Below are 24,529 nucleotides of genomic sequence, written 5' to 3' on the forward strand. Positions count from 1 at the left end.
CCAGGCAGCCAGCGCTTTTCGATTTCCTAATGGAGAGTTGCTATGCCTTACCTGCACACCGCTTCCCTGCGCCCATCGCTGTTGGCGCTGGCGATTGTCAGTAACCTGCCCGCCGTAGCCTATGCGGCGGTCGAAGATATGACCGTCACCGCCACCGGCAATGCCCGTAGTGCCTTTGAAGCGCCGATGATGGTCAGCGTGATTGATGCCACCGCCCCGGAAAACCAGACCGCCAGTTCGGCAGCCGATCTGTTGCGGACGGTTCCGGGTCTAACCCTCGATGGAACGGGTCGTACCAACGGCCAGGACGTGAATCTGCGCGGCTACGATCGACGTGGCGTTCTGGTACTGGTTGACGGCGTTCGTCAGGGAACTGACACCGGACACCTGAACAGCACCTTCCTCGACCCGGCGCTTATCAAACGTATCGAAGTCGTGCGTGGCCCTTCCGCACTACTGTACGGTAGCGGCGCGCTGGGCGGCGTGATCGCCTATGACACTGCGGATGCCAAAGATCTGCTGGAAGCCGGACAAAACAGTGGTTACCGCGTGTTCGGTACCGCGGCAACCGGCGATCACAGCCTCGGTATGGGCGCCAGCGCATTTGGGCGCACCGATACGCTGGACGGACTGCTTGCCTGGTCCAGCCGCGATCGCGGTGATTTACGCCAGAGTGACGGTACTACTGCGCCGAATGATGAAGCAATTAACAATATGCTGGCGAAAGGTAGCTGGAAAATTGACAGCGCCCAGACGTTGGCCGGCTCGCTGCGTTACTACAACAATGACGCCCGGGAACCTAAAAACCCGCAGACCAGTGTGGCGGATGCCAGCAACCCGATGACCAACCGTTCAACGATCCAGCGTGATGCGCAACTGACCTACTCGCTCGCTCCGGCAGACAATGACTGGCTGAACGCGGATGCCCGTATCTACTGGTCCGAAGCGCGCATTAATGCTCAGAACGCAGATAACACTGGCGAATTTCGCAAGCAAACCACCAAAGGCGGGAAGATCGACAACCGCAGCCGCCTGTTTACCGACTCTTTTGCATCTCACCTGTTGACCTACGGCGGTGAATACTATCGCCAGGAACAACAACCGGGTGGTTCAACCACCGGTTTCCCGGAAGCAAAGATCGATTTCAGCTCCGGCTGGCTACAGGATGAAATCACCCTGCGTGACCTGCCGGTTACGCTGCTGGGCGGTACCCGTTATGACTCTTATCGCGGCAGCAGCGACGGCTATGAAGATGTTGATGCTGACAAATGGTCGTCCCGCGCCGGACTCACCGTTACGCCAGTCGACTGGCTGATGCTGTTCGGTTCATACGCTCAGGCCTTCCGTGCGCCAACCATGGGCGAGATGTATAACGATGCGAAACACTTCTCGATTGGTCGTTTCTACACTAACTACTGGGTGCCAAACCCTAACCTGCGCCCGGAAACCAACGAAACACAGGAATACGGATTTGGCCTGCGCTTTGACGATCTGCTGATGGCGAGCGATGCGCTCGAATTTAAAGCCAGCTATTTCGATACCAAAGCAAAAGATTACATCTCCACCAGCGTTGACTTTGCCGCTGCGACAACCATGTCCTATAACGTTCCCAATGCCAAAATCTGGGGTTGGGACGTGATGGCGAAATATACCGCCGACCTGTTCAGCCTCGACATGGCCTATAACCGCACACGCGGCAAAGATACTGACACAGGTGAATACATTTCCAGCATTAACCCGGACACCGTCACCAGCAAACTGAATGTGCCGGTTGCGCACAGCGGTTTCTCCGTAGGCTGGATCGGGACATTTGCTGACCGTTCAACGCATATCAGCAGCACCTACACTAAACAGCCTGGCTATGCGGTAAACGATTTTTACGTGAGCTATCAGGGCCAACAAGCACTGAAAGGCATGACCACCACGCTGGTACTGGGCAACGCCTTTGACAAAGAGTACTGGTCGCCGCAAGGCATTCCGCAGGATGGTCGTAATGGCAAAATTTTCGTGAGTTATCAGTGGTAATCACTTTTCCCCGGTTCGCCGGGGCCGCAATCTGGAAGGAAGAGACAATGAATCATTACACACGCTGGCTGGAACTGAAGAAAGAAAATCCCGGCAAATACGCACGCGACATTGCAGGGTTGATGAATATTAGTGAAGCCGAACTGACCTTTGCGCGCGTCGGCCATGACGCCTGGCGCTTACGTGGCGAAGTCCGCGAAATCCTCGGCGCACTGGAAGCCGTAGGTGAAACCAAATGCATTTGCCGCAACGAATATGCGGTGCATGAACAGGTTGGCGCTTTTACCAATCAGCACCTGAACGGCCATGCCGGGCTGGTTCTTAATCCGCGTGCCCTCGACCTGCGCCTGTTCCTCAATCAGTGGGCAAGCGCTTTTCATATCAGTGAGACCACCGCCCACGGCGAGCGTCAGAGCATTCAGTTCTTTGACCATCAGGGAGACGCACTGCTGAAGGTCTATACCACACAAAATACCCTCGTTGAGGAATGGGCGGCGTTGCTGACCCGTTTCATCTTTGCAGAAAACCCGCCGCTGGTGCTGCAACCCGTCAACAATTCTGTGCCTGCCGCCGTCACTGTCGACGCACAGACTGTTGATCAAGAGTGGCGAGCCATGACCGATGTACATCAGTTCTTCGGTCTGCTGAAACGCCACGATCTCACCCGTCAACAGGCGTTTAATCTGGTTGGCGACGATCTGGCCTGTAAGGTTTCTAATAGCGCACTGGCGCAATTACTCGACTCCGCGCGTCAGGATGGCAACGAAATTATGGTTTTTGTGGGTAATCGCGGCTGTGTACAGATATTTACCGGCGTGATTGAAAAACTGGTACCGATGAAAGGCTGGCTGAACATCTTCAACCCAACCTTTACCCTGCATCTACTGGAAGAGAGCGTGGCAGAAACGTGGGTGACGCGTAAACCGACCGCCGATGGTCACGTCACCAGTCTGGAGCTGTTTGCTGCCGACGGCACGCAAATCGCCCAGCTGTATGGTCAACGTACGGAAGGCGAGCCGGAGCAGACGCAATGGCGCGCACAGATTGACGCACTGACGCCGAAAGGACTGGCCGCATGAAAAAACTGCTGGCCCTGATCGCGCTGCTGCCCTTCGCGGCGCTGGCTGCGCCCGAGGAACGGGTTGTTGCGCTCGGTGGCGATGTCACCGAGATTGTCTACGCACTGGGAGCACAACCCTCCCTTGTAGCGAGAGACAGCACCAGCCAGTGGCCTGTTGCGGCAACCGCGTTACCTGATGTTGGTTATTTGCGCCAGCTCAACGCCGAAGGGATCCTGGCTACCCGCCCTACGCTGGTCCTTGCCAGCGCGCAGGCACAGCCCTCTTTAGCGCTAAAACAGCTTGAGCAGAGCAACGTCAGGGTTGTCACGATCCCAGCAAGCAACGATCTTAACGCGATTGATGAAAAAGTTCGGGTTATCGCTGAGGCTACTCATCGGGAGGCCGACGGCGAAACGCTGCGCGCAACGTTACGTCAGGAACTGGCGACGCTCCCGTCGTCTGAACTTAATAAACGTGTGCTGTTTATTCTCAATCATGGCGGGATGACCGCGATGGCGGCGGGCCAGCAAACCGGAGCCGATGCGGCGATTCGTGCCGCAGGTCTACGCAACGCGATGCAGGGCGTTAATCGCTATCAGCCGCTGTCACAAGAAGGCGTCATTGCCAGCCAGCCCGATCTGGTGGTGATTTCGCAGGACGGCGTTAAGGCGATGGGTGGCGAAGATAATCTGTGGGCGCTACCGGGACTTGCGCAAACACCTGCCGGAAGGAATAAACAGGTATTGCAGGTTGACGATATGGCGCTGTTGGGCTTCAGCGTTCGCACGCCACAGGCTATTTTGCAGCTTCGTGCTAAAGCGGAGCAATTGCCCTGATGTCCCGGCGGATCACCTGTTCGTTGTGGATGTTGGCATTGATGCTGGTTGCAATGACGGTTCTGGCTACCGGTTTTGGCGCGTTGCGCCTGCCGGTAAGTCTGCTCTGGCGTGATGGCGATGAGGCACTGCGTCAAATCTGGATCACGATTCGTCTTCCCCGCGTCCTGCTGGCACTGGTGATTGGCGGCTCTCTGGCGCTCGCTGGCTGCGTGATGCAGGGGCTGTTTCGCAATCCGCTTGCAGACCCTGGATTACTGGGAATAAGCAGCGGCGCTGCCTGCGCTGTGGCCCTGTGGGTGGTGCTGCCTGTCTCTTTGCCCGCGCTGATGATGTTGTATGCTCCAATGCTGGCCGCTTTTTTCGGCGCGCTGGCGGCAACCGTAGTGATTTTTATCCTCAGCCAACAGCGCGACGGTTCGCTCTCCCGCCTGCTGCTGGTCGGCATTGCCATCAACGCGCTCTGCGGGGCGGCGGTTGGCGTACTGTCGTGGGTCAGTAATGATGCGCAACTGCGCCAGCTGTCGCTATGGGGAATGGGAAGTCTGGGGGCCGCACAGTGGTCCACGCTGTTGGCTGTCACTTCACTGACAATCCCGACAGTGCTGATCATCTGGCGACTTGCTCCGGCGCTGAATCTTCTGCAACTGGGTGAGGAAGAGGCGCATTATCTCGGCGTTGATGTACGTACAATCCAGCGTATTTTGCTGCTTTGTAGCGCATTACTGGTTGCCTCAGCCGTGGCGGTAAGCGGGGTGATTGGCTTTATCGGGTTGGTAATCCCACATTTAATACGTATGTGGCTCGGCTCAGACCATCGGGCCGTTATTCCGGGTTCCGTGCTGGCGGGCGCGTTTTTATTGCTGATTGCCGACACCCTGGCTCGTACGGCGGTTGCGCCTGCGGAGATGCCGGTCGGTCTGTTGACCAGTCTTCTCGGCGCACCGTGGTTTTTATGGCTTATTTTTCGTCAGCGAGGAGCGCATGGCTGAACATTTCATCGCTGAAAGGCTTCGCTATCACGTAGCTGGCAGACCGGTGATTGACGACGTATCGCTCGCCCTTACAAGAGGTGAACTGGTTGCGCTCATCGGCCCAAACGGTGCGGGAAAATCCACCCTGCTGCGCCTGCTGACCGGTTTTCTCAAACCAGCAACCGGGCGCTGCGTGCTGGCAGACAAACCGCTGGAGGAATGGCCTACCCAGACCCTGTCGCGGCATCGGGCAGTAATGCGCCAGCAAACACAGTTGGGATTCGACTGGCCGGTAGAGGCCGTCATCGCGATGGGCCGCGCGCCGTGGACCCAACAGCAGGAGCCCCGGCTTATCGCTCAGGTGATGGAAATGACCGGATGCACACCGTTGGCGGGTCGGCAATACGCCGCGCTTTCCGGCGGCGAGCAACAGCGAGTACAGTTAGCCCGTGCGCTGGCACAACTCTGGTGCGACGGTGCGCCTCACGGTTGGTTATTCCTTGATGAACCGACCTCCGCGCTCGATCTTTACCACCAGCAGCATCTGTTGCGCATGCTAAAAACGCTTACCTCTTCGGGAGAGCTGCATGTGTGCATTGTGCTTCACGATCTGAACCTCGCCGCACTGTGGGCAGACAGAATAGTGCTGCTGCACAACGGCAGGCTGGTATCGCAGGGAACACCGGAAACTGTGTTACAAGCCGATGACCTGAAGCGCTGGTACGGTGCTCAGGTACACGTTGGCCAGCATCCGGCCAACGCCTCCCCGCAGGTATTTCTGGCCCCTTAGCTTGAACAACTCACTTCCAGCCGTTTGCCCCAGTCAGGTGGACGGCTGACATAGTCATCATCACGATCGGCAAACGGGGTACGCAACGCCTGGTGCAACCGATGCAGCTCGGCGTAATCCCCCTGTTCTGCCTGACTAATCGCCCGTTGCGCCAGCCAGTTACGTAATACCATCGCCGGGTTAGCCGCCTTCATCTGGGTTTGTCTGACAGCATCGGCAATATTGTCTTGCTGAAGGCGCGAGCGATACCGCGTGAACCAGTCGTCAAACGCTGCGCGGTCGATAAACTCATCGCGCAACGGAGATTGCGCACTGTGTTGTTCCGTTTGGCTGAGCATGCGAAACGTTCGCGTATAGTCGCTTCTTTCCCGCGACATCAGACTAAACAGCTCGCTAAGCAGTTCGTTATCGTCTGTCTGCTCGCTAAAGAAGCCGAGCTTTTGCCGCATCCGCTGACCGTAGCGAGTTAACAGCGCCAGCTGGTAACTGTCCAGCGCATCATTGAGCGCCTCGACCGGGATAAACGGCGACAGGGTTTGCGCCAGACGTTGCAGGTTCCACAACGCGGCGGCCGGTTGATTATCGAAACTGTATCGCCCCTGGTTGTCAGAGTGGTTGCAGATATAATCGGGCACGTAATCATCAAGAAAACCGAATGGACCGTAATCCATCGTCAGACCCAGAATCGACATGTTGTCCGTGTTCATAACACCATGCGCAAATCCTACCGCCTGCCAGTCAGCGATTAACGTCGCAGTACGCGTGACAACATCGTTAAACCACAGCTGATATTTATCGGCGTCTTCCTGCCATTGCGGCCAGTAATGGCAAATCACAAAGTCAGCCAACTGGCGCACTTTTTCCGGCTCCCGGCGATAGTAAAAATGCTCAAAATGGCCAAACCGCATATGGCTTTGCGCCACGCGGATAAGCATCGCCCCCGCTTCGACCGTTTCGCGATACACCGGCGTGTCGCTGGTGACAATCGACAATGCCCGCGTGGTCGGTATTCCCAGGTAGTGCATCGCTTCACTAGCAAGGCTTTCGCGAATGGTCGAGCGCAGCACGGCGCGCCCATCACCCATGCGGGAATACGGCGTGAGTCCGGCGCCTTTCAGGTGCCAGTCAAACGTTGAACCATCCGCGAGCTGTTGTTCGCCCAGCAGGATCCCACGTCCGTCGCCAAGCTGACCAGCCCAGACGCCGAACTGATGCCCACTATAAACCTGGGCTAAAGGCGACATTCCGGGAAGCAGCGATTCGCCTCCCCAAACGCCCGCACCAGTTGGAATATCAAATAGCGCCGCAGGAATAGCTAATTGCTCCGCCAGCGCATCGTTATGCCAGATAAGGCGCGCATTTTTCAAAGGGGTGGGTGAAAGCGCGGTATAAGTTGCTGGTAGTTCATCACGCCAGCGAGTGGTAAAAGACAGGGTCATAGGGCCTCCTGCCTCTAGTGTAGACTGTTAATAGCCTGTTAAACACCAGCAAATAAAAGGGTTATATCTTAGCAAGCGAAATTATCTGCGCAGGAGGCACTGCAGGCCACAATCCTCCCTGCATGGCACTGAATCCCACAGGCAAAACGCGCTCCAGCATCTCTTGTGTATCAATTCCGCTAATGATTATTGACTCACAGCTGGGAGATAGTTGCGCCAGAATAGCCCGCATAAACGGTTCAAACGAAATATGTGCAATCCTTTGTTGAACAAAGTTTTTATCCAGAACGACGCGTTTGAACAGGCCGTCAAAAATTGCCCGGGTTGATATACCGCCAGCACCATAGTTTGTCAGGGCTAATGGAAATCGCGCAGCAAGTGCGGCCAATGTTGGATTATCTTTGCCTTTGTTTAACTCCGGATAGCTTTCATTAATAGTCAGCTCCAGAAATGAAAATCGTTCAACTTGTGAAGCAAGTTCAGTATCTGATAATAAAGTATTAGCAATTGCTGGCGTTAAATTAATCCAGGCAAATCCTTTTCGCTGAATAAAAAAATGTTGGCACGTTTCGATTAATTCTAGTTTTTCTACAAATAAACGACATTGTTCGTCGTCTGACATCCGAGGTAGGACCAGCTCGGTGGGTATACGCACATCCCCATGTGCACTGGCGAAATTGGTGATGATGTCGACGAATTCAAGATCGCCTTTTTCGCTTCTCGCAGGAAGAAAAGAGAACTCAGAATGGTAAAGATTATCCAGTGAAACAATCATCGTGCCAGCCCCGCTGCATGGGTGTTATCCGGCATCCTGTAGCAAAGGATGAAGAAATACGTTACTGCTGATGCAAGTAGAGGCCCTTTCATTTTTCCCTTTTTAGCCGGTAAATCGAATCCTTTTTTTTAGCTTATCCTGATTATAAGCGAATATCCAGCTTTGCACTTTTTAATATCTCGGAATAAATCATATTTTTAGCAAGATACGCTCTTAATGTTCATGGGTATTGTCTAACCCAAAGCAGAAATAAAAGTTAACTTTCAAACGGTGATGTCGAGGCTGCCACTCGATGGCAGCCTCGGAGTTGTGGGGATTAAATACGTCGCGCCTGCCAAAAGTTTTTACGCCAGTAAACGTTATCCAGAGACGAGCGCATCACTCCACGGCTGGTTGAAGCATGAATAAATTGATTATTGGTATCGTAAATACCGACATGCAGACCGCTTTCCCCAGACCCGGTTTTAAAGAAAACCAGATCGCCGGGCAGCAAATCGTCTTTATCAATTTCGGTACCAATCTTTGATTGCGTACGCGTATCGCGTGGGAGTTGCAGATCGAATTTATCGCGCATCGTCATCAAAACAAATCCAGAACAATCCACCCCGCTACGACTCATACCACCATAACGATAGGGTGTGCCATGCCAGGTTTGTAGCTGATCATTAAGACCGGCGATAACGGCGATTGAATCCGACAAGCGGGCATTTGGCGCAGGCGCACGATGGCTGCTGCAGCCCGCCAAAAACAATGCTGTGATTAAAAGGAGCCAAAAGCGCATTCAGTACGAATCCTCTGAATTTTATTTTTATACCAATTTAGCGTGGAAATTATATGATTTTCAAGAACCCATTTAACTTAAGTGGTTGATATGAGCATTCTGTGCCCTTCAATATCCAAACGTCGGAAGTTGACGCCATAGGCCGCAGACAGATTAGCCGGCGTCAGTACCGCATCTCGAGAACCACTGGCAAGCAGTTTCCCGCGTTTGAGTAGCCAGGCTTTATGCGCATGGCGTAAGGTGTGATTAAGGTCGTGACTGCTCATCACAATCGCTATGCCCTGCAAACACAGCTGACTCAACAATCGATCCAGTGCGTTTTGTTGCGCGACGTCCAGACTGTTCATCGGCTCATCCAGGAGTAAAAGCTGACCTAATGGATTCGCTTGTGGGCAAATCTGCAGGATAACCGCAGCCAGGCGCACACGCTGCCACTCACCGCCGGAGAGTTGGTTCACGCCGCGCCCCAGTTTATCTCCCAGGCCGAGCGCATCGGCGACCTCCTGTAACAGATCGGTACGTGCTTTGTCGGGTTGATGCAGCGTCAGAAAATGCCAGACCGGCATCGCAAACGGGGGATTTTGCTGTTGCGCAAGATAGGCACGATATTGCGCCAGCCTGGCAGCCGGCCATTCCTCCAACGGCATATCACCAAAAGTGATGCTGCCCTCTCCGTTCGTCAGACCCGCCATACGCGCCAACAGCGTACTTTTTCCGGCACCGTTTGGTCCCACTAAATGCAGGATCTCTCCTGCTTTTATCTCACCAGAAAGCGGGCCAAGACGGGTCGATTCCGCGACGTCCTGTAGCTGCATCAATCGAGACATTAGTTTGCCAGCGCCTGCTTGATGGTTTGCACCAGAATGGGATCCTCAGGCGTCATATCCGGTGAGAATCGTTGCAGCACTTTTCCATCGCGCCCCACTAAAAACTTCTCGAAATTCCACAGAATATCGTCCGGGTAGAGCGGCGCACGACCTTTGCTCGCCATTCGCTCATAGAACCCACTGTCCGCAGGTGCAACGGCCGTTGGCGCGGCATCAATCAGCTTCTGATACAGCGGATGGCGTCCCTCGCCGTTGACGTCAATTTTGCTGAACATCGGGAAAGTTACGCCCCAGGTGGTACTGCAGTACGTTTTTATTTCCTCTTCGCTGCCCGGCTCCTGGCCCAGAAACTGATTGCAAGGGAAACCAAGAACGCTGAAGCCCTGTTGGTGCCAGGTTTTCTGCAGATTCTCCAGTTGCTCGTACTGCGGCGTCAGTCCACATTTTGAAGCAACGTTGACGATTAACAGCACATTTCCGGAATACGGCTGCAGTGAGGTAACCTCGCCGTCGATGGTCGTCACTTCTGTATCGAGGATAGTGTTTTGCATAGCATCTCCAGAACAACAGGTGGATTTTCAGTGTTTAATCATAGACCGAACCAACGCGTTCTAGCGCGCGGCTTTTAACAATAGCCAGATAAATACCGGTGCGCCCATGGTGGCCGTCACCACGCCGATAGGTAACTCAGCCGAGGCCAGCACCAGACGCGCGACAACATCAGCAAACAGTAATGCGATTGCACCAGCCAACGCACAACCTGGCAATAAAACACGGTGATCGGTGAGGCCGCACAGTCGCAAAATATGCGGGATCACAAGCCCAATAAAACCAATCGCCCCTGCCAGAGCCACGCTCACGCCGACCATCCAGCCCGTGGCGACCACCAGCAGGTTGCGCCAGAACCATAGGGGCAGCCCCAGCTGACGAGCAGACGTCTCTCCTAATGCCAGCATATTCATCGGCTGCGACTGACAGCAGATCCACACCAGTACCGGAATCAACGCTATCATGAGCCAGGCCTGATGCCAGTCTACGCCACCGAAGCCCCCCATCATCCAGTACATCAGCTGTCGTAAGTCAAATGAGGTGGAGAAGTAGATGGCCCATGTCATCAGCGCGCTACAGATAATCCCCAGCGCCACCCCTGCCAGCAGCAGACGGCTGGTAGACAAATGGCGGCGGGCGAAACGTAGCAGTATGAGCGTGATAATCAGCGCCCCGGCAATGGCGCAAAGGCCCAATGCCCAGCCGGGAAGTTGCCCCTGCCCCAGCAGCACCGCCGCGATGAGCCCGACTCCCGCGCCGTTAGACACGCCTAATAATCCCGGCTCGGCGAGCGGATTTTCAAAGAGAGCTTGCATCACTGCGCCTGATAAGGCCAACGCAGCGCCTACCAGCAAAACGGCAAGGGTACGGGGAAGTCGGATTTGCCAGACGAACAGATCGCCGCGGGCGCTGAACCAGTCGCCGGGAGCGATCCATTGTTCTCCTGCGCACAAGCTTAGAATCGTTGCCAGTAGCATAAGTACTGACAGTGACAGTATCCAGCGCACATTTCGACGCTGCTGTTGATGGGCGAAAGTCAGCATGTTTTCCATTCTGCTGAAAAGAGATGAAGGTGATTCTACGGTGCTGATTCGGTAGTGAAAAGGAAAAAGGCCGCAGAGCGGCCTTTTTAGTTATATATCATGGTTTGCGCTGCCGCTTTGGTGGCAGAGCAAGTGACTTAACGGATCGTTAAATCACTCTTCTTTGGGCGTTGCGTTTTCGACCCGGCTTTTTAACTTCTGTCCAGGTCTGAAGGTCACCACGCGCCGTGCTGTAATGGGAATATCTTCGCCCGTTTTCGGGTTACGGCCCGGACGTTGATTCTTATCACGCAGATCGAAGTTACCAAAACCAGAGAGTTTTACCTGCTCACCATTTTCCAGAGCACGACGGATCTCTTCGAAAAACAGCTCGACCAGTTCTTTGGCATCCCGCTTGCTAAGCCCAAGCTTATCAAACAGATATTCTGACATTTCAGCTTTTGTAAGCGCCATAGGTTCAATCCCTCAATGATGCCTGGAATCGCTCTTTTAATGCCTCTACACATTTGGCGACGGTAGCGGCAATCTCCTCTTCTTCAAGTGTACGGCTGGTATCCTGAAGGATCAGGCTGATAGCGAGGCTCTTATAACCCTCCGCAACACCCTTACCGCGGTACACGTCAAATAAGTTTACGCCAACTACCTGATTTACGCCAACTTTCTTACACTCGGATAAAATATCCGCAGCGGGAACGTTTTCGGCCACAACAACCGCGATGTCGCGACGGTTCGCCGGGAAGCGAGAAACTTCACGCGCCTGAGGCACCACGCGGTCTGCGAGCTTATTCCACTCCAGTTCAAACACCAGAGTGCGACCGTTCAGATCCAGTTTACGTTCCAGTTCAGGATGAACAACCCCAATGAAACCAATACGTTCACCTTTCAGATAAATCGCCGCAGACTGACCCGGATGCAGTGCTGGATTCGCTTCAGCTTTGAACTGAATGTCTGCCAGTTTGCCGGTCAGGTCGAGAACCGCTTCCAGATCGCCTTTCAGATCATAGAAATCAACGGTCTCTTTTGCCAGATTCCAGTGTTCATCATGACGGTTACCGCAGATCACGCCCGCCAGCATCAGATCCTGACGGATCCCGAGATTGGCCTGTGTATCCGGTACGAAACGTAAACCCGTTTCAAAAATACGTACGCGGTTCTGCTGACGGTTCTGGTTATACACTACCGTAGACAGCAAGCCGGTCCACAGGGACAAACGCATAGCCGACATATCAATAGAGATTGGGCTTGGCAACAGCAGTGCTTCTTCACCCGGGTGCAGCAGCGACTGGACTTTCGGATCGACGAAGCTGTAGGTAATTACTTCCTGGTAGCCTTTGTCATTCAGCATGGTTTTTACACGTTTCAGCGACAAATCCGCTTCACGATGCGTACCCATGATAAGACCCGCCTGAATCGGCGTGTTCGGGATATTGTCATAACCGTATACGCGGGCGACTTCTTCGACCAGGTCTTCTTCAATTTCCATATCGAAACGCCAGCTCGGCGCGACCGCTTTCCACTCATCCTGCCCTTCCGTCACGTCACAACCCAGACGACGCAGAATGTCGCTCACCTGCTCATCCGCAATATGGTGTCCGATCAGACGATCCAGTTTGCTACGACGAAGCGTAATGGTTGCGCGTTTTGGCAGCGTGTCTTCGTTCGTCACGTCAATGACTGGACCCGCTTCGCCGCCGCAGATATCGATCAGCAGGCGCGTTGCACGTTCCATGGCCTTATGTTGCAGAGCCGGATCGACACCACGCTCATAGCGGTGAGAAGCATCGGTGTGCAGACCGTGACGACGTGCGCGACCGGTAATAGACAGCGGGCTGAAGAATGCACATTCCAGCAGGACGTTTTGCGTTTCATCATTCACGCCGGAATGTTCGCCACCAAAGATGCCGCCCATCGCCAGCGCTTTGTTATGGTCCGCAATCACCAGCGTATCCGCATTCAGCTTCGCTTCGCTGCCATCCAGCAATACCAGGGTCTCACCCTCTTTTGCCATACGGACAACAATTCCGCCTTCAATGCGGTCTTTGTCGAATGCGTGCATCGGCTGGCCCAGTTCGAGCAGCACATAGTTAGTCACGTCAACCACGGCATCGATTGAACGAATACCGCAACGACGCAGTTTTTCTTTCATCCACAGCGGGGTCGGCGCTTTAACATTGATGCCTTTAACCACGCGGCCCAGATAGCGTGGACAGGCTTCCACGGCTTCAACCTGAATCGGCAGGACGTCGCTAATGGTTGCCGCTACAGGCGCGATTTCCGGCTCAACCAGCGGAGCTTTGTTCAGCACAGCAACATCACGTGCGACACCGATAATGCCTAAGCAGTCGGCGCGGTTCGGCGTAACGCTGATTTCGATAGTGTTGTCGTCAAGCTTAAGGTATTCACGGATATCGGTGCCAATTGGCGCATCGGCCGGCAGTTCGATAATACCGTTATGATCGTCGGAAATCCCCAGCTCAGAGAATGAGCACAGCATACCTTCAGACGGCTCACCGCGCAGTTTCGCGGCTTTGATTTTGAAATCGCCCGGCAGAACGGCACCAACGGTTGCCACAGCCACTTTCAACCCCTGACGGCAGTTTGGCGCACCGCAGACGATATCCAGCAGACGGTCGCCGCCTACATTCACTTTGGTGACACGCAGTTTGTCAGCGTTCGGGTGCTGGCCACATTCAACCACTTCACCCACCACAACGCCGTTGAACGCGCCGGAAACAGGTTCCACACCGTCAACTTCCAGACCCGCCATCGTGATTTGGTTTGACAGAGCATCACTGTCAATCGCCGGGTTTACCCATTCGCGTAACCACAGTTCACTGAATTTCATTGTTTTATCCTGCCTTTATTTAAACTGTTTGAGGAAACGCAGATCGTTTTCGAAGAAAGAACGCAGATCGGTAACACCGTAACGCAGCATGGTCAGACGCTCCATCCCCATACCAAATGCAAAGCCCGAGTAGATTTCCGGATCGATGCCAACATTACGCAGCACGTTCGGGTGAACCATCCCGCAACCCAGCACTTCCAGCCACTTACCGTTTTTGCCCATCACGTCTACTTCCGCAGAAGGTTCAGTGAACGGGAAGTAGGAAGGACGGAAACGAACCTGCAGGTCTTCTTCAAAGAAGTTGCGCAGGAAATCGTGCAGCGTGCCTTTCAGGTTGGTGAAGTTGATGTTGGTATCAACAATCAGCCCTTCCATCTGATGGAACATCGGGGTGTGAGTCTGATCGTAATCGTTACGATATACACGGCCCGGGGCGATAATACGGATCGGCGGCTGTTTTTCCTTCATGGTGCGGATCTGCACGCCGGAAGTCTGCGTACGCAGCAAACGCGTCGCGTCAAACCAGAAAGTGTCGTGGTCAGCGCGCGCCGGATGATGGCCAGGAATGTTCAGCGCATCGAAGTTATGATAGTCATCTTCGATTTCCGGACCAGTCGCCACGGTAAAGCCCAGCTCACCAAAGAAACTTTCAATCCTGTCAATTGTACGCGTTACAGGATGCAGACCGCCGTTTTCGATACGACGCCCTGGCAGGGAGATATCGATAGTTTCTTCTGCCAGACGGGCATTCAGGGCAGCACTTTCTAATTCGGCCTTACGCGCGTTCAGCGCTTGCTGCACCTGCTCTTTGGCTTCGTTTATCACCGCACCTGCTGCCGGGCGCTCTTCTGGCGGCAGTTCGCGCAGGGTTGTCATCTGAAGGGTCAGGTGCCCTTTCTTGCCCAAATATTCGACGCGGACATTGTCTAACGCGGCAACATCTGAAGCCTGGTTAATGGCGGCCGTTGCACTGGCAACCAGCTCTGCGAGATGTGACATGGTTTTCCTCGTTATGTTGCGATATTCACTAGTCGCTCATATATACGCAAAATCATTCAAGTTGTATCAACGCAGCAAAAGAGCGAATGCAGCCAATACAGAGACAACTTGAAGGATGACGCGTATAAAAAAAGCCTCCACCAGGGAGGCTTTTAGGCGCTGTTTTCCGTTTCTTCTTTCACGCGCAAGCCTCCTGATTTCAGGTGCTAAAGTAAAAGAAGAAGCGGAAAATAGCAGCATTCATGCTTGCGTTACCTTGTGTGGTAAAAACCGGACAACCTTTATTGAAAAGGCTTACGGATAAATTGTCAACTAATTGATTGTACTGCAAATAAAAGAGAGGGAGCCAGGCTCCCTCTTTTCACCGGCTTATGCCAGAGCTGCTTTCGCTTTTTCGACCAGAGCGGTGAACGCTACTTTGTCGAATACTGCGATGTCAGCCAGGATCTTACGGTCGATTTCAACAGAGGCTTTTTTCAGGCCGTTGATGAATTTGCTGTAAGAAATACCGTTCTGACGTGCTGCTGCGTTGATACGCGCAATCCACAGTTGACGGAACTGACGCTTTTTCTGACGACGGTCACGATAAGCGTACTGACCAGCTTTGATAACAGCCTGGAAGGCAACGCGGTATACGCGAGAACGCGCACCGTAGTAGCCTTTAGCTTGTTTCAAAATTTTCTTGTGACGTGCACGGGCAACTACACCACGTTTTACGCGAGCCATATGTGCTCTCCTGTATCTATATTCTTAGTAAAAAAATGAATTAAACGTTAACGGCTTATGCGTACGGCAGGCACGCGATAACCAGACCCAGATCGCCTTTAGACACGAGGCCTTTTGGACGCAGGTGACGTTTACGCTTAGTAGATTTTTTGGTCAGAATATGACGCAGGTTTGCGTGCTTACGCTTAAATCCACCACCACCGGTTTTTTTGAAACGCTTAGCAGCACCGCGTACGGTCTTAATTTTTGGCATTTTAATAACTTCCACTTCGCATTGTTAATAAACGAAACGTAGGCGAACAACGGCTGTGGAACCCGTAGGCTCCACAGACATTGCTACTTGAAGGCCTTACTGTTTCTTCTTAGGAGCGAGCACCATGATCATCTGGCGGCCTTCGATCTTCGTAGGGAAGGATTCGACTACTGCCAGTTCACTCAGATCGTCACGGACGCGGTTGAGCACTTCCATACCGATCTGTTGGTGGGCCATCTCACGACCGCGAAAACGCAGTGTGATCTTAGCCTTATCGCCATCTTCCAGAAAGCGTACCAGGCTGCGGAGTTTTACCTGGTAATCGCCATCGTCGGTGCCAGGACGGAATTTAATTTCCTTAACCTGGATAACTTTTTGCTTTTTCTTCTGTTCCTTAGAAGACTTACTCTTTTCATAAAGGAACTTGCCGTAGTCCATAATACGACAAACTGGCGGTTCGGCGTTAGGGCTGATTTCAACTAAATCTACTCCAGCTTCTTCAGCTTTTTCGATCGCTTCTCTCAGACTCACAATACCCAAAGCTTCGCCTTCCAGACCTGTTAAGCGAACTTCCAGGGCGCGAATCTCGCCATTGATACGATTCGGACGTGCCGTTTGAACTCGTTTTCCGCCTTTAATACCTTATTCCTCCAGTTGTTGAAGACTGCGGCTGCGAATCTCTTGTTGCAGCTTCTCAATCACTTCATTTACGTCCAGGCTGCCCAAGTCTTTGCCACGACGGGTGCGCACGGCAACTTTGCCTGCTTCTACCTCTTTGTCGCCACAGACCAACATGTAAGGGACACGACGTAAAGTGTGCTCGCGGATTTTAAAGCCAATCTTCTCATTTCTCAAGTCTGCTTTTACACGAATACCCGCATTTTGTAGTTTCTGCGTTAATTCGTTAACGTATTCAGACTGAGAATCGGTGATGTTCATGACCACAACCTGAACCGGCGCAAGCCAGGTCGGGAAGAAGCCAGCGAACTCTTCGGTCAGGATACCGATGAAACGTTCCATCGACCCAAGAATTGCACGGTGAATCATAACCGGCACCTGACGTTCGTTGTTTTCGCCAACGTAAGAGGCGCTTAAACGGGACGGCAGGGAGAAGTCCAGCTGTACAGTACCGCACTGCCATGCACGATCGAGGCAGTCATACAGGGTAAATTCAATTTTCGGACCGTAGAACGCGCCCTCACCCAGTTGGAACTCAAACGGGATGTTGTTTTCTTCCAGCGCAACGGCCAGGTCAGCTTCAGCACGGTCCCACATTTCATCGCTACCGATACGTTTTTCGGGGCGAGTGGACAGTTTGACGACGATTTTCTCGAAGCCAAAGGTGCTGTACATATCGTAGACCATACGAATGCACGCGTTAACTTCATCACGAATCTGCTCTTCAGTACAGAAGATATGCGCATCATCTTGAGTGAAGCCACGAACACGCATCAGGCCATGCAGCGCACCTGACGGTTCATTACGGTGGCAGCTACCAAACTCAGCCATACGCAGCGGCAGATCGCGATAGGATTTCAGACCCTGATTAAAGATCTGTACGTGACCCGGGCAGTTCATTGGCTTAATGCAGTATTCACGGTTCTCAGAAGAGGTGGTGAACATTGCATCTTTGTAGTTATCCCAGTGACCTGTTTTTTCCCACAGCACGCGGTCCATCATGAACGGACCTTTCACTTCCTGATACTGGTATTCTTTCAGTTTTGAGCGAACAAAGACTTCCAGTTCACGGAAGATAGTCCAGCCATCGTTGTGCCAGAACACCATACCCGGTGCTTCTTCCTGCATATGATACAGGTCAAGCTGCTTGCCGATTTTACGGTGGTCGCGTTTGGCCGCTTCTTCCAGACGTTGCAGGTAGGCATTCAGGGCTTTTTTATCTGCCCATGCAGTACCATAAATACGCTGCAGCATCTTGTTATTGCTGTCGCCACGCCAGTATGCCCCTGCGGTCTTCATCAGTTTGAAGTGATGGCAGAAACGCATATTCGGCACGTGCGGGCCACGGCACATATCGACATATTCTTCATGATGGTACAAGCCAGGCTTGTCATCATGGGCAATGTTTTCATCAAGAATGGAGACTTTATAGGTCTCGCCACGCTTCACGAAGGTTTCACGCGCTTCGTACCAGCTGACTTTCTTCTTAATGACATCGTAGTTTTTCTCAGCGAGCTCGTGCATCCGCTTTTCGAGCGCGTCGACGTCTTCCTGGGTTAACGTACGGTCAAGATCGATATCGTAGTAAAAACCGTTATCAACAACCGGTCCGATCGCCATTTTGGTGTGCGGCCAGAGTTGTTTGATCGCGTGCCCTAACAGGTGCGCACAGGAGTGACGAATGATCTCCAGACCTTCTTCATCCTTCGCGGTGATGATGGAGAGCTTCGCATCATGCTCAATCAGATCGGAAGCATCTACCAGCTCACCGTCAACACGGCCAGCAATAGTGGCTTTCGCCAGACCTGGACCGATGTCCAGCGCAACATCCATGGGGCTTACAGCGTGGTCGTAATGGCGTTGGCTGCCATCAGGAAGAGTAATAACAGGCATGTTATATCCTTATTTGCAGTGGTGACCCACACGTAAGATCACATACAAAGATTCAATATTTAAAATTATCAAAAAGGTGTGGGCTGATTCCCGCTTCACTCTGCGAAATATGTCACTGGTCGCCTTAAAGACCACACTGGACCTACACCCGCTTTTTGATAACACCGTTTGACAGTGTACACGGCATTACGGGTCGATCAAAGCAGCAATCAACGTGCGCTCTATGATGTAAATCAATTCACTGACACCCAACCATCTTTGTTACACTTGCACAAAGTCATCTAACCTGAGCAGGAAAAAAACAATGCCCACAAATCGCTTTGCGAAGAAACACTGGAAGATGGTTGTGATTCTGCTCGTTATTTGTGCGGCCATGTTGATGCTGCGCTGGGCTGCGATGATCTGGGGCTAAATGACGCGCACCCGCTGTTCCGGTTTCGTTTATTTATCGATTAATCGAATTCGTCTGAAAATAGCGCGTTATGGCCAGGTAGAAAAATAAAACGCAAATTAAATATTAAATAAACTTAACTTTAATTTAGAAAAGCCAGGCCATTTATTTGACCCGGCTTGTCACTACATCCGATAGCCGAGGGAAACTGTCGTGCGGCGATCGGTATGCTCCGGCGCTGTTGCCGGTGGTTCAGAGTTCCAGGTCACGTTGTAAGCCACCTTTAACCCAAAGTGTTCGTTGATGGCAACGTTCAGGGCAGTTTCAGAGTTGAGTGTGGTATCGTCAGCGCCGAATACCGACACACCCTGAGTAAACTTGGTATTGTCCGTCATCTGCCATGCATAGGCCCCGGACGCATAGCCCAGCGGCTGTGTTTCAGTGGTGCCATCCGTGTGCTCGTCATAGCGCACGCCAGGACCGAATTCGAAACGGAAGCTGTGCACAGGCCCGTTGAGGAACTGACGACCATAACCCGCGGTCAGCACGTCACGCTCGCGGTAGCCGTTGTAGCGGTCGGTCAACCAGCTTGCCTGTCCAAAGAGATAGTCATAGTCGGTCATGTTGTAACGACTACGGCCACCTACGGCATATTTCTCCGATGAACGCTCATCATTTGAGGAGGTATTACTGGCATTTCCCCACAGAGACCATGCGGTCGTTTGGCCGTACCAGGTCATGGTGGTATCTGCGGTTAAAGAAGAACTTTTTGTGTTGCCTGACTGGGCGAGATATCCCGCGTTCAGGTTACCTTCAAAGGGTTTTTTCGCGCTGGAAGGGTCATCCATGACAGTAAAAACGGAATCATCGGCGGCAGCATGCATTGACGCAAGCAGGCCTCCCGTCAGCAGCAATGCTGCGGGCACTGTCTTCAAAAGCTTCATTTATTAAGAGTCCGTACAACAAAAAAAGAGACCATTACGGTCTCGGAAACTTTCATATGGATCAATGACAAAAGACCCTTGAAAGGTAACAAATTATAAAAAGACTCGAATAACATAGCAATAAATTCTTATTTCATTTTTTGAATAAGAGCGTTCCTAAACCTTTATTTTATTTATATAACTTTATGACGATAATTTTAAATAAAGATATGAAAAATCATGTTGTTAATTACTTCACTTTCGGGAGGTTAAGTGCCAGACTGAGGACAGCCTAACAGGAGGTAAAGATGGTACGTATCTATACGTTAACACTTGCGCCCTCTCTCGATAGCGCAACAATCACTCCACAAATTTACCCGGAAGGTAAGCTTCGTTGTACCTCGCCGGTTTTTGAACCCGGCGGCGGCGGCATCAACGTCGCTCGCGCAATTGCCCATCTTGGCGGAACCGCAACGGCGATTTTCCCCGCGGGGGGTGCAACCGGAGAGCATCTTGTTGCATTGCTCGCCGACGAAAATGTTCCCGTATCCACCGTCGAAGCCAAAGACTGGACCCGACAAAATCTTCATGTCCACATTGAGTCCAGCGGCGAACAGTATCGTTTTGTCATGCCTGGCGCTGCGCTGACCGATGACGAGTTCTACCAACTTCAGGATCAGGTGCTGGAAATTGAATCTGGTGCATTGCTGGTCATCAGCGGTAGTTTGCCGCCCGGCGTACAGCTTGAGAAGTTGACCCGACTGATTACCACCGCACAAAAACAGGGGATCCGCTGTATTGTCGACAGTTCAGGCGAAGCACTGACGGCGGCGTTAGCCATCGGCAATATCGAACTGGTCAAACCCAACCTCAAAGAACTGAGTGCGCTGGTAAACCGCGAACTGACACAGCCCGATGATGTGCGCAAGGCCGCGCAGGAAATCGTACATAGTGGGAAAGCGCACCGCGTTGTGGTCTCGCTTGGGCCGCAAGGGGCGCTGGGCGTAGATCGAGAAACCTGCGTTCAGGTGGTTCCGCCACCGGTGAAAAGTCAAAGCACCGTAGGCGCGGGCGACAGCATGGTCGGGGCCATGACGCTTAAACTGGCTGAGAATGCACCTTTTGAGGATATTGTCCGTTACGGCGTCGCCGCAGGTAGCGCAGCAACGCTCAATCAGGGTACGCGCCTGTGCTCTTTGGACGACACGCAAAAAATTTATTCGTATCTCACTCAGTAATGACACCGTCCCTCTTATGAAGAGAAAGAGGGATTCTCGCGTAAAACTGTCAGCATGGATGTTATGCGACTATGATAAAAAATCACGTGATTACAAAGAAGTGAATCATGTGCAGTCAGACGTCTCCACAACGGTACGGGGTGAAGAAGAGCGACAAACATTAAGTGCCTTTCCAGCGATGACGCGTCCGTGGTGTGCGTCAGTTCGTGTTTTTTAACCGCATTCTTGCGCTAACCTTATGATCTGGCAGACAACATGGGGAGAGACATCATGTGGCAGGCTATCAGTCGTCTTTTAAGCGAGCAATTAGGTGAAGGCGAAATCGAACTGCGTAATGAACTGCCCGGCGGAGAGATTCACGCCGCATGGCATTTACGCTATGCGGGGCGGGATTTTTTCGTCAAATGCGATGAAAGAGAGCTGTTAACCGGCTTTACGGCAGAAGCCGATCAGCTGGAGCTACTTTCCCGCAGTCAAACTGTATCTGTACCGAAAGTCTGGGCAGTAGGCGCAGACAGAGATTACAGCTTTCTGGTGATGGATTTCCTCCCTCCCCGTCCGCTTGATGCGCATAACGCGTTTATCCTCGGTCAACAGCTTGCGCATTTGCACGAATGGAGCGACCAGCCTCAGTTTGGTCTCGACTTCGATAACGCGCTCTCTACCACGCCGCAGCCCAATACCTGGCAACGTCGCTGGTCAACCTTTTTCGCCGAGCAGCGTATAGGCTGGCAACTGGAACTCGCCGCTGAAAAAGGCATTGCGTTTGGCAATATTGATGCCATCGTCGAACATGTCCAGCAACGTCTCTCTTCTCATCAGCCGCAGCCGTCTCTCCTGCACGGTGATTTGTGGTCCGGGAACTGCGCCCTCGGCCCTAACGGTCCGTACATCTTTGACCCTGCCTGCTACTGGGGGGACAGAGAGTGCGACCTGGCAATGCTACCGTTACATACCGATCAGCCGCCGCAAATTTATGATGGTTACCAGTCTGTCTCACCACTACCGCTGGACTTTCTCGACAGGCAGCCAATCTACCAGCTCTATACGCTGCTGAATCGAGCAATTCTGTTCGGAGGACAGCATCTGGTTGTGGCGCAGAAAGCGCTGGATAGATTACTCGCTGCTTAACTACGTACCGCGTTGCTTATCAGGCCTGCCGTTTCGCAACGTGGCAGGCCCGATAGAGCGGCACTTACAAAAAGCCCAGCAATGAGAAGAAGAAGTAGCCGATCACGATAACGATCACCGGCAAAATATAAAGCGGGAAAATTTGTAAGAAGATCGTATGGTGCGGTACCACAATTCGCGACTCAAGTTGCTCGCGGGATAATCCTTCACTGCCTTTTGCCTGTTCCAGAATCAGCTGATCCTCAACGCCTTCGCGTAAGAAACGTGCCTGGCGGCTCATTCTGGCGCCTGAATCTTGCAACGCCAGACCGATAAAAATCAGGATGAATATCAGCCAAAAAACGAGATTCAGTCCACTTTGAAAATCGGGCGTTGGCGAGTTATACCAGAACACGTTAAGAAAAGGTGTATTAACCCGCATCATATCGATCATCACGTGAGCAAAATCGAGCATGACCGCGTTAATTCCTTCCTGCTTTTCGCTGTGCGCATACATAAACTTCAGTACAGAAACCAGTGTTGAAATCAGCGCGGGAATGAAAATTACCCATCCCGCCAGCCTTTTCAAGACGGCAATGCGTCCAGCTTGTTGATACGTCATGAGTTCCCCTTGATAAAGACGTGTCATTTTGGCCTAAGTTTACCCGTTGATAACCGTTTTCGCCTGATCTTTAAAGGCGGTATACTGCTGAATTAGCCATAATGAACGCTCAGAGCCTGTTATGACTGGCTCTTAATCCCTTTTATCACCGTAAAGGAGAGGTTGTAATGTCAACCCCGCGTCAAATTCTTGCTGCAATTTTCGATATGGATGGGTTACTGGTCGATTCTGAACCGCTTTGGGATCAGGCTGAACTGGATGTGATAGCAAGTTTAGGCGTTGATATCTCCCGCCGCCATGAACTTCCCGACACCCTTGGCTTACGCATCGATATGGTGGTCGATTTGTGGTTTGCGCAGCAACCGTGGAACGGTCCCTCACGTCAGGAGGTCACCGAGCGCATCATCACCCGGGCCATTGCGTTAGTGGAAGAAACAAAACCACTGCTGCCGGGTGTGCGTGAAGCCGTGGCGTTGTGCAAATCTCAGGGAATCAAAGTAGGACTGGCATCCGCCTCGCCGCTGCATATGCTGGAAAAAGTGCTGACCATGTTTGATCTGCGCAGCAGCTTCGACGCGTTGGCTTCTGCAGAAAAACTGCCCTACAGCAAACCGCACCCGCAGGTTTATCTCGATTGCGCCACAAAACTGGGCATTGACCCGTTAAACTGCGTAGCACTGGAAGACTCGGTAAACGGCATGATTGCTTCGAAAGCCGCCCGTATGCGTTCCATCGTGGTACCTGCACATGAAAATCAGGACGATCCCCGCTTCGTTCTTGCCGACGTCAAACTAACCTCGCTCACCGAACTTACTGCCGCTCATCTGCGCGGCTAATCCTGTAACGGGCAATGATCGTATTGCCCGCCCCCTCAGCTTTTTATTTTTAAAACACCGTTTCATTTTTAATTGAATTTCTGTTTAACCTCTCCTATCCTTGCCCTATAGAGCAAGCGTTAATGACATAAATAGTTGAGGTAAACATGATTCAGGAAGCTTTTCGTCTCGAAGGTAAAGTAGCCATCGTCACTGGATGTGACACCGGCCTTGGGCAGGGTATGGCAGTGGCACTGGCTGAAGCGGGCTGCGATGTAGTCGGCGTGAATCGTAAAATACCACATGAAACCGCAGAGAAAATTAACGCCCTCGGTCGACGTTTTATGGCTATTCAGGCCGACCTCAGCCAACAAGATGCTCTCACCAGCATCGTGACACAATCGGTGTCGGCGTTTGGCCGGATCGATATTCTGGTCAACAATGCGGGAACCATACGCCGTCAGGATGCGCTGGACTTCAGCGAAAAGGATTGGGATGACGTGATGAATCTGAATCTCAAATCTGTTTTCTTTCTGTCACAGGCCGTGGCGCGCCAGTTTCTGGCTCAGGGCAATGGCGGAAAAATTATTAACATTGCCTCGATGCTCTCTTTTCAGGGCGGAATCCGCGTCCCTTCCTATACAGCATCAAAAAGCGGCGTACTGGGCATCACTCGCCTGCTCGCCAATGAATGGGCGGCCAAAGGAATTAATGTCAATGCTATCGCACCCGGCTATATGGCGACCAATAATACCCAGCAGCTGCGCGCAGACAGCGAGCGCAACCAGGAGATTATCGATCGTATTCCCGCAGGGCGCTGGGGCACACCAAATGACCTGAAAGGCCCGGTCGTATTCCTCGCAAGTCCCGCCTCTGACTATATTCATGGCTATACGCTAGCCGTGGATGGCGGTTGGCTGGCGCGGTAATGGCGCA

26 protein-coding genes and 1 other annotated feature are annotated in these 24,529 nt (G+C 52.5%); of the genes, 10 read left to right on the forward strand and 16 right to left on the reverse strand.

The genetic code is table 11. The features are described from left to right. The first annotated feature begins 42 nt into the window (after positions 1-42). From OGV74_RS12470 to OGV74_RS12490, 5 genes are read left to right on the forward strand one after another with little or no spacing between them, the layout of a single operon-like run. Positions 43-2,025, forward strand: coding sequence for a TonB-dependent hemoglobin/transferrin/lactoferrin family receptor (locus tag OGV74_RS12470; RefSeq protein ID WP_086504237.1), 1,983 nt, complete (start codon positions 43-45; stop codon positions 2,023-2,025). Positions 2,026-2,072: 47 nt separating this feature from the next. Then, positions 2,073-3,104 carry a hematinate-forming heme oxygenase ChuS gene (gene chuS, locus OGV74_RS12475; RefSeq protein WP_032949139.1) on the forward strand — a complete coding sequence of 344 codons (1,032 nt, stop codon included), beginning with the start codon at positions 2,073-2,075 and terminating at the stop codon, positions 3,102-3,104. Continuing rightward, a complete protein-coding gene (locus OGV74_RS12480; RefSeq protein WP_003843463.1) occupies positions 3,101-3,922 on the forward strand; it encodes a heme/hemin ABC transporter substrate-binding protein in 822 nt (273 codons plus the stop codon). The genes chuS and OGV74_RS12480 overlap by 4 nt, the downstream gene beginning before the upstream one ends. Beyond that, a complete protein-coding gene (locus OGV74_RS12485; protein ID WP_061550014.1) occupies positions 3,922-4,914 on the forward strand; it encodes a FecCD family ABC transporter permease in 993 nt (330 codons plus the stop codon). The genes OGV74_RS12480 and OGV74_RS12485 overlap by 1 nt, the downstream gene beginning before the upstream one ends. Further along, on the forward strand, positions 4,907-5,686 hold the full coding sequence (locus OGV74_RS12490; RefSeq protein ID WP_086504238.1) for a heme ABC transporter ATP-binding protein: 780 nt from the start codon (positions 4,907-4,909) through the stop codon (positions 5,684-5,686). Before OGV74_RS12485 ends, OGV74_RS12490 begins: the two co-directional genes overlap by 8 nt. Here OGV74_RS12490 and selO read toward each other — a convergent pair. The 14 genes from selO to thrS form a co-directional block, all read right to left on the reverse strand. Further along, positions 5,683-7,125: a protein adenylyltransferase SelO gene (gene selO / locus OGV74_RS12495; protein WP_086504239.1), complete on the reverse strand. Its 1,443-nt coding sequence runs from the start codon at positions 7,123-7,125 to the stop codon at positions 5,683-5,685. The two genes, OGV74_RS12490 and selO, sit on opposite strands and share 4 nt — an antisense overlap. Positions 7,126-7,186: 61 nt before the next feature. Then, positions 7,187-7,900: an EAL domain-containing protein gene (locus OGV74_RS12500; RefSeq protein ID WP_286520884.1), complete on the reverse strand. Its 714-nt coding sequence runs from the start codon at positions 7,898-7,900 to the stop codon at positions 7,187-7,189. 316 nt (positions 7,901-8,216) lie between these two features. Continuing rightward, on the reverse strand, positions 8,217-8,681 hold the full coding sequence (locus tag OGV74_RS12505; RefSeq protein WP_003836644.1) for an NlpC/P60 family protein: 465 nt from the start codon (positions 8,679-8,681) through the stop codon (positions 8,217-8,219). A 77-nt stretch (positions 8,682-8,758) separates the two neighbouring features. Next, positions 8,759-9,508: a vitamin B12 ABC transporter ATP-binding protein BtuD gene (gene btuD, locus OGV74_RS12510; protein WP_003030567.1), complete on the reverse strand. Its 750-nt coding sequence runs from the start codon at positions 9,506-9,508 to the stop codon at positions 8,759-8,761. Next, the gene (locus OGV74_RS12515) at positions 9,508-10,059 is read right to left on the reverse strand and encodes a glutathione peroxidase (RefSeq protein ID WP_003030569.1); all 552 of its coding nucleotides are present in this window, start codon (positions 10,057-10,059) and stop codon (positions 9,508-9,510) included. Before OGV74_RS12515 ends, btuD begins: the two co-directional genes overlap by 1 nt. A gap of 60 nt (positions 10,060-10,119) precedes the next feature. Further along, the gene (gene btuC, locus OGV74_RS12520) at positions 10,120-11,100 is read right to left on the reverse strand and encodes a vitamin B12 ABC transporter permease BtuC (RefSeq protein WP_049003453.1); all 981 of its coding nucleotides are present in this window, start codon (positions 11,098-11,100) and stop codon (positions 10,120-10,122) included. A gap of 153 nt (positions 11,101-11,253) precedes the next feature. Beyond that, positions 11,254-11,553 carry an integration host factor subunit alpha gene (gene ihfA, locus OGV74_RS12525; RefSeq protein WP_003030571.1) on the reverse strand — a complete coding sequence of 100 codons (300 nt, stop codon included), beginning with the start codon at positions 11,551-11,553 and terminating at the stop codon, positions 11,254-11,256. Between the two features lie 4 nt (positions 11,554-11,557). Then, positions 11,558-13,945: a phenylalanine--tRNA ligase subunit beta gene (gene pheT / locus OGV74_RS12530; RefSeq protein WP_003030574.1), complete on the reverse strand. Its 2,388-nt coding sequence runs from the start codon at positions 13,943-13,945 to the stop codon at positions 11,558-11,560. Between the two features lie 15 nt (positions 13,946-13,960). Then, positions 13,961-14,944, reverse strand: a complete 984-nt coding sequence (gene pheS, locus OGV74_RS12535) for a phenylalanine--tRNA ligase subunit alpha (RefSeq protein ID WP_003832580.1) — start codon at positions 14,942-14,944, stop codon at positions 13,961-13,963. 124 nt (positions 14,945-15,068) lie between these two features. Continuing rightward, positions 15,069-15,193, reverse strand: a sequence feature (Phe leader region). Further along, positions 15,144-15,188: a pheST operon leader peptide PheM gene (pheM, locus tag OGV74_RS12540; protein WP_001386830.1), complete on the reverse strand. Its 45-nt coding sequence runs from the start codon at positions 15,186-15,188 to the stop codon at positions 15,144-15,146. Its footprint overlaps the feature before it by 45 nt. 120 nt (positions 15,194-15,313) lie before the next feature. Beyond that, positions 15,314-15,670, reverse strand: coding sequence for a 50S ribosomal protein L20 (gene rplT / locus OGV74_RS12545; protein WP_003030578.1), 357 nt, complete (start codon positions 15,668-15,670; stop codon positions 15,314-15,316). Between the two features lie 55 nt (positions 15,671-15,725). Next, a complete protein-coding gene (gene rpmI, locus OGV74_RS12550; RefSeq protein ID WP_003030583.1) occupies positions 15,726-15,923 on the reverse strand; it encodes a 50S ribosomal protein L35 in 198 nt (65 codons plus the stop codon). Positions 15,924-16,019: 96 nt separating this feature from the next. Continuing rightward, positions 16,020-16,562: a translation initiation factor IF-3 gene (gene infC / locus OGV74_RS12555; protein ID WP_048997935.1), complete on the reverse strand. Its 543-nt coding sequence runs from the start codon at positions 16,560-16,562 to the stop codon at positions 16,020-16,022. 3 nt (positions 16,563-16,565) lie between these two features. After that, positions 16,566-18,494 carry a threonine--tRNA ligase gene (gene thrS, locus OGV74_RS12560; RefSeq protein ID WP_003832572.1) on the reverse strand — a complete coding sequence of 643 codons (1,929 nt, stop codon included), beginning with the start codon at positions 18,492-18,494 and terminating at the stop codon, positions 16,566-16,568. Positions 18,495-18,798: 304 nt separating this feature from the next. Between thrS and yniD the strand changes: the two genes are divergently transcribed. After that, a complete protein-coding gene (yniD, locus tag OGV74_RS12565) occupies positions 18,799-18,906 on the forward strand; it encodes a small membrane protein YniD (protein ID WP_003030590.1) in 108 nt (35 codons plus the stop codon). A 164-nt stretch (positions 18,907-19,070) separates the two neighbouring features. Here the strand turns inward: yniD and OGV74_RS12570 are convergent, their stop codons facing one another. Continuing rightward, entirely contained in the window at positions 19,071-19,829 is a 759-nt protein-coding gene (locus OGV74_RS12570) for a DUF481 domain-containing protein (RefSeq protein ID WP_003840911.1), read from the reverse strand. A gap of 287 nt (positions 19,830-20,116) precedes the next feature. Here OGV74_RS12570 and pfkB point away from each other — a divergent pair, with 287 nt between their 5' ends. Together pfkB and OGV74_RS12580 are read left to right on the forward strand one after the other, a co-directional pair. Then, positions 20,117-21,046 (forward strand): 6-phosphofructokinase II, encoded by a 930-nt coding sequence (pfkB, locus tag OGV74_RS12575; protein ID WP_003030596.1) that lies wholly within the window; start codon positions 20,117-20,119, stop codon positions 21,044-21,046. 270 nt (positions 21,047-21,316) lie between these two features. Further along, a complete protein-coding gene (locus OGV74_RS12580) occupies positions 21,317-22,177 on the forward strand; it encodes a fructosamine kinase family protein (protein WP_003030598.1) in 861 nt (286 codons plus the stop codon). Between the two features lie 64 nt (positions 22,178-22,241). Here the strand turns inward: OGV74_RS12580 and OGV74_RS12585 are convergent, their stop codons facing one another. Then, complete coding sequence (locus OGV74_RS12585; protein ID WP_003030600.1) at positions 22,242-22,778, reverse strand: YniB family protein; 537 nt, start codon at positions 22,776-22,778, stop codon at positions 22,242-22,244. A gap of 167 nt (positions 22,779-22,945) precedes the next feature. Between OGV74_RS12585 and hxpB the strand changes: the two genes are divergently transcribed. Then, positions 22,946-23,614 (forward strand): hexitol phosphatase HxpB, encoded by a 669-nt coding sequence (gene hxpB, locus OGV74_RS12590; RefSeq protein ID WP_003030602.1) that lies wholly within the window; start codon positions 22,946-22,948, stop codon positions 23,612-23,614. Positions 23,615-23,760: 146 nt separating this feature from the next. Beyond that, positions 23,761-24,522, forward strand: coding sequence for a 2-dehydro-3-deoxy-D-gluconate 5-dehydrogenase KduD (kduD, locus tag OGV74_RS12595; protein ID WP_046670573.1), 762 nt, complete (start codon positions 23,761-23,763; stop codon positions 24,520-24,522). Positions 24,523-24,529 lie beyond the last annotated feature (7 nt).

The organism is Citrobacter sp. Cf116 (genome assembly GCF_030336505.1).
GTDB classification, from domain to species: domain Bacteria; phylum Pseudomonadota; class Gammaproteobacteria; order Enterobacterales; family Enterobacteriaceae; genus Citrobacter; species Citrobacter freundii.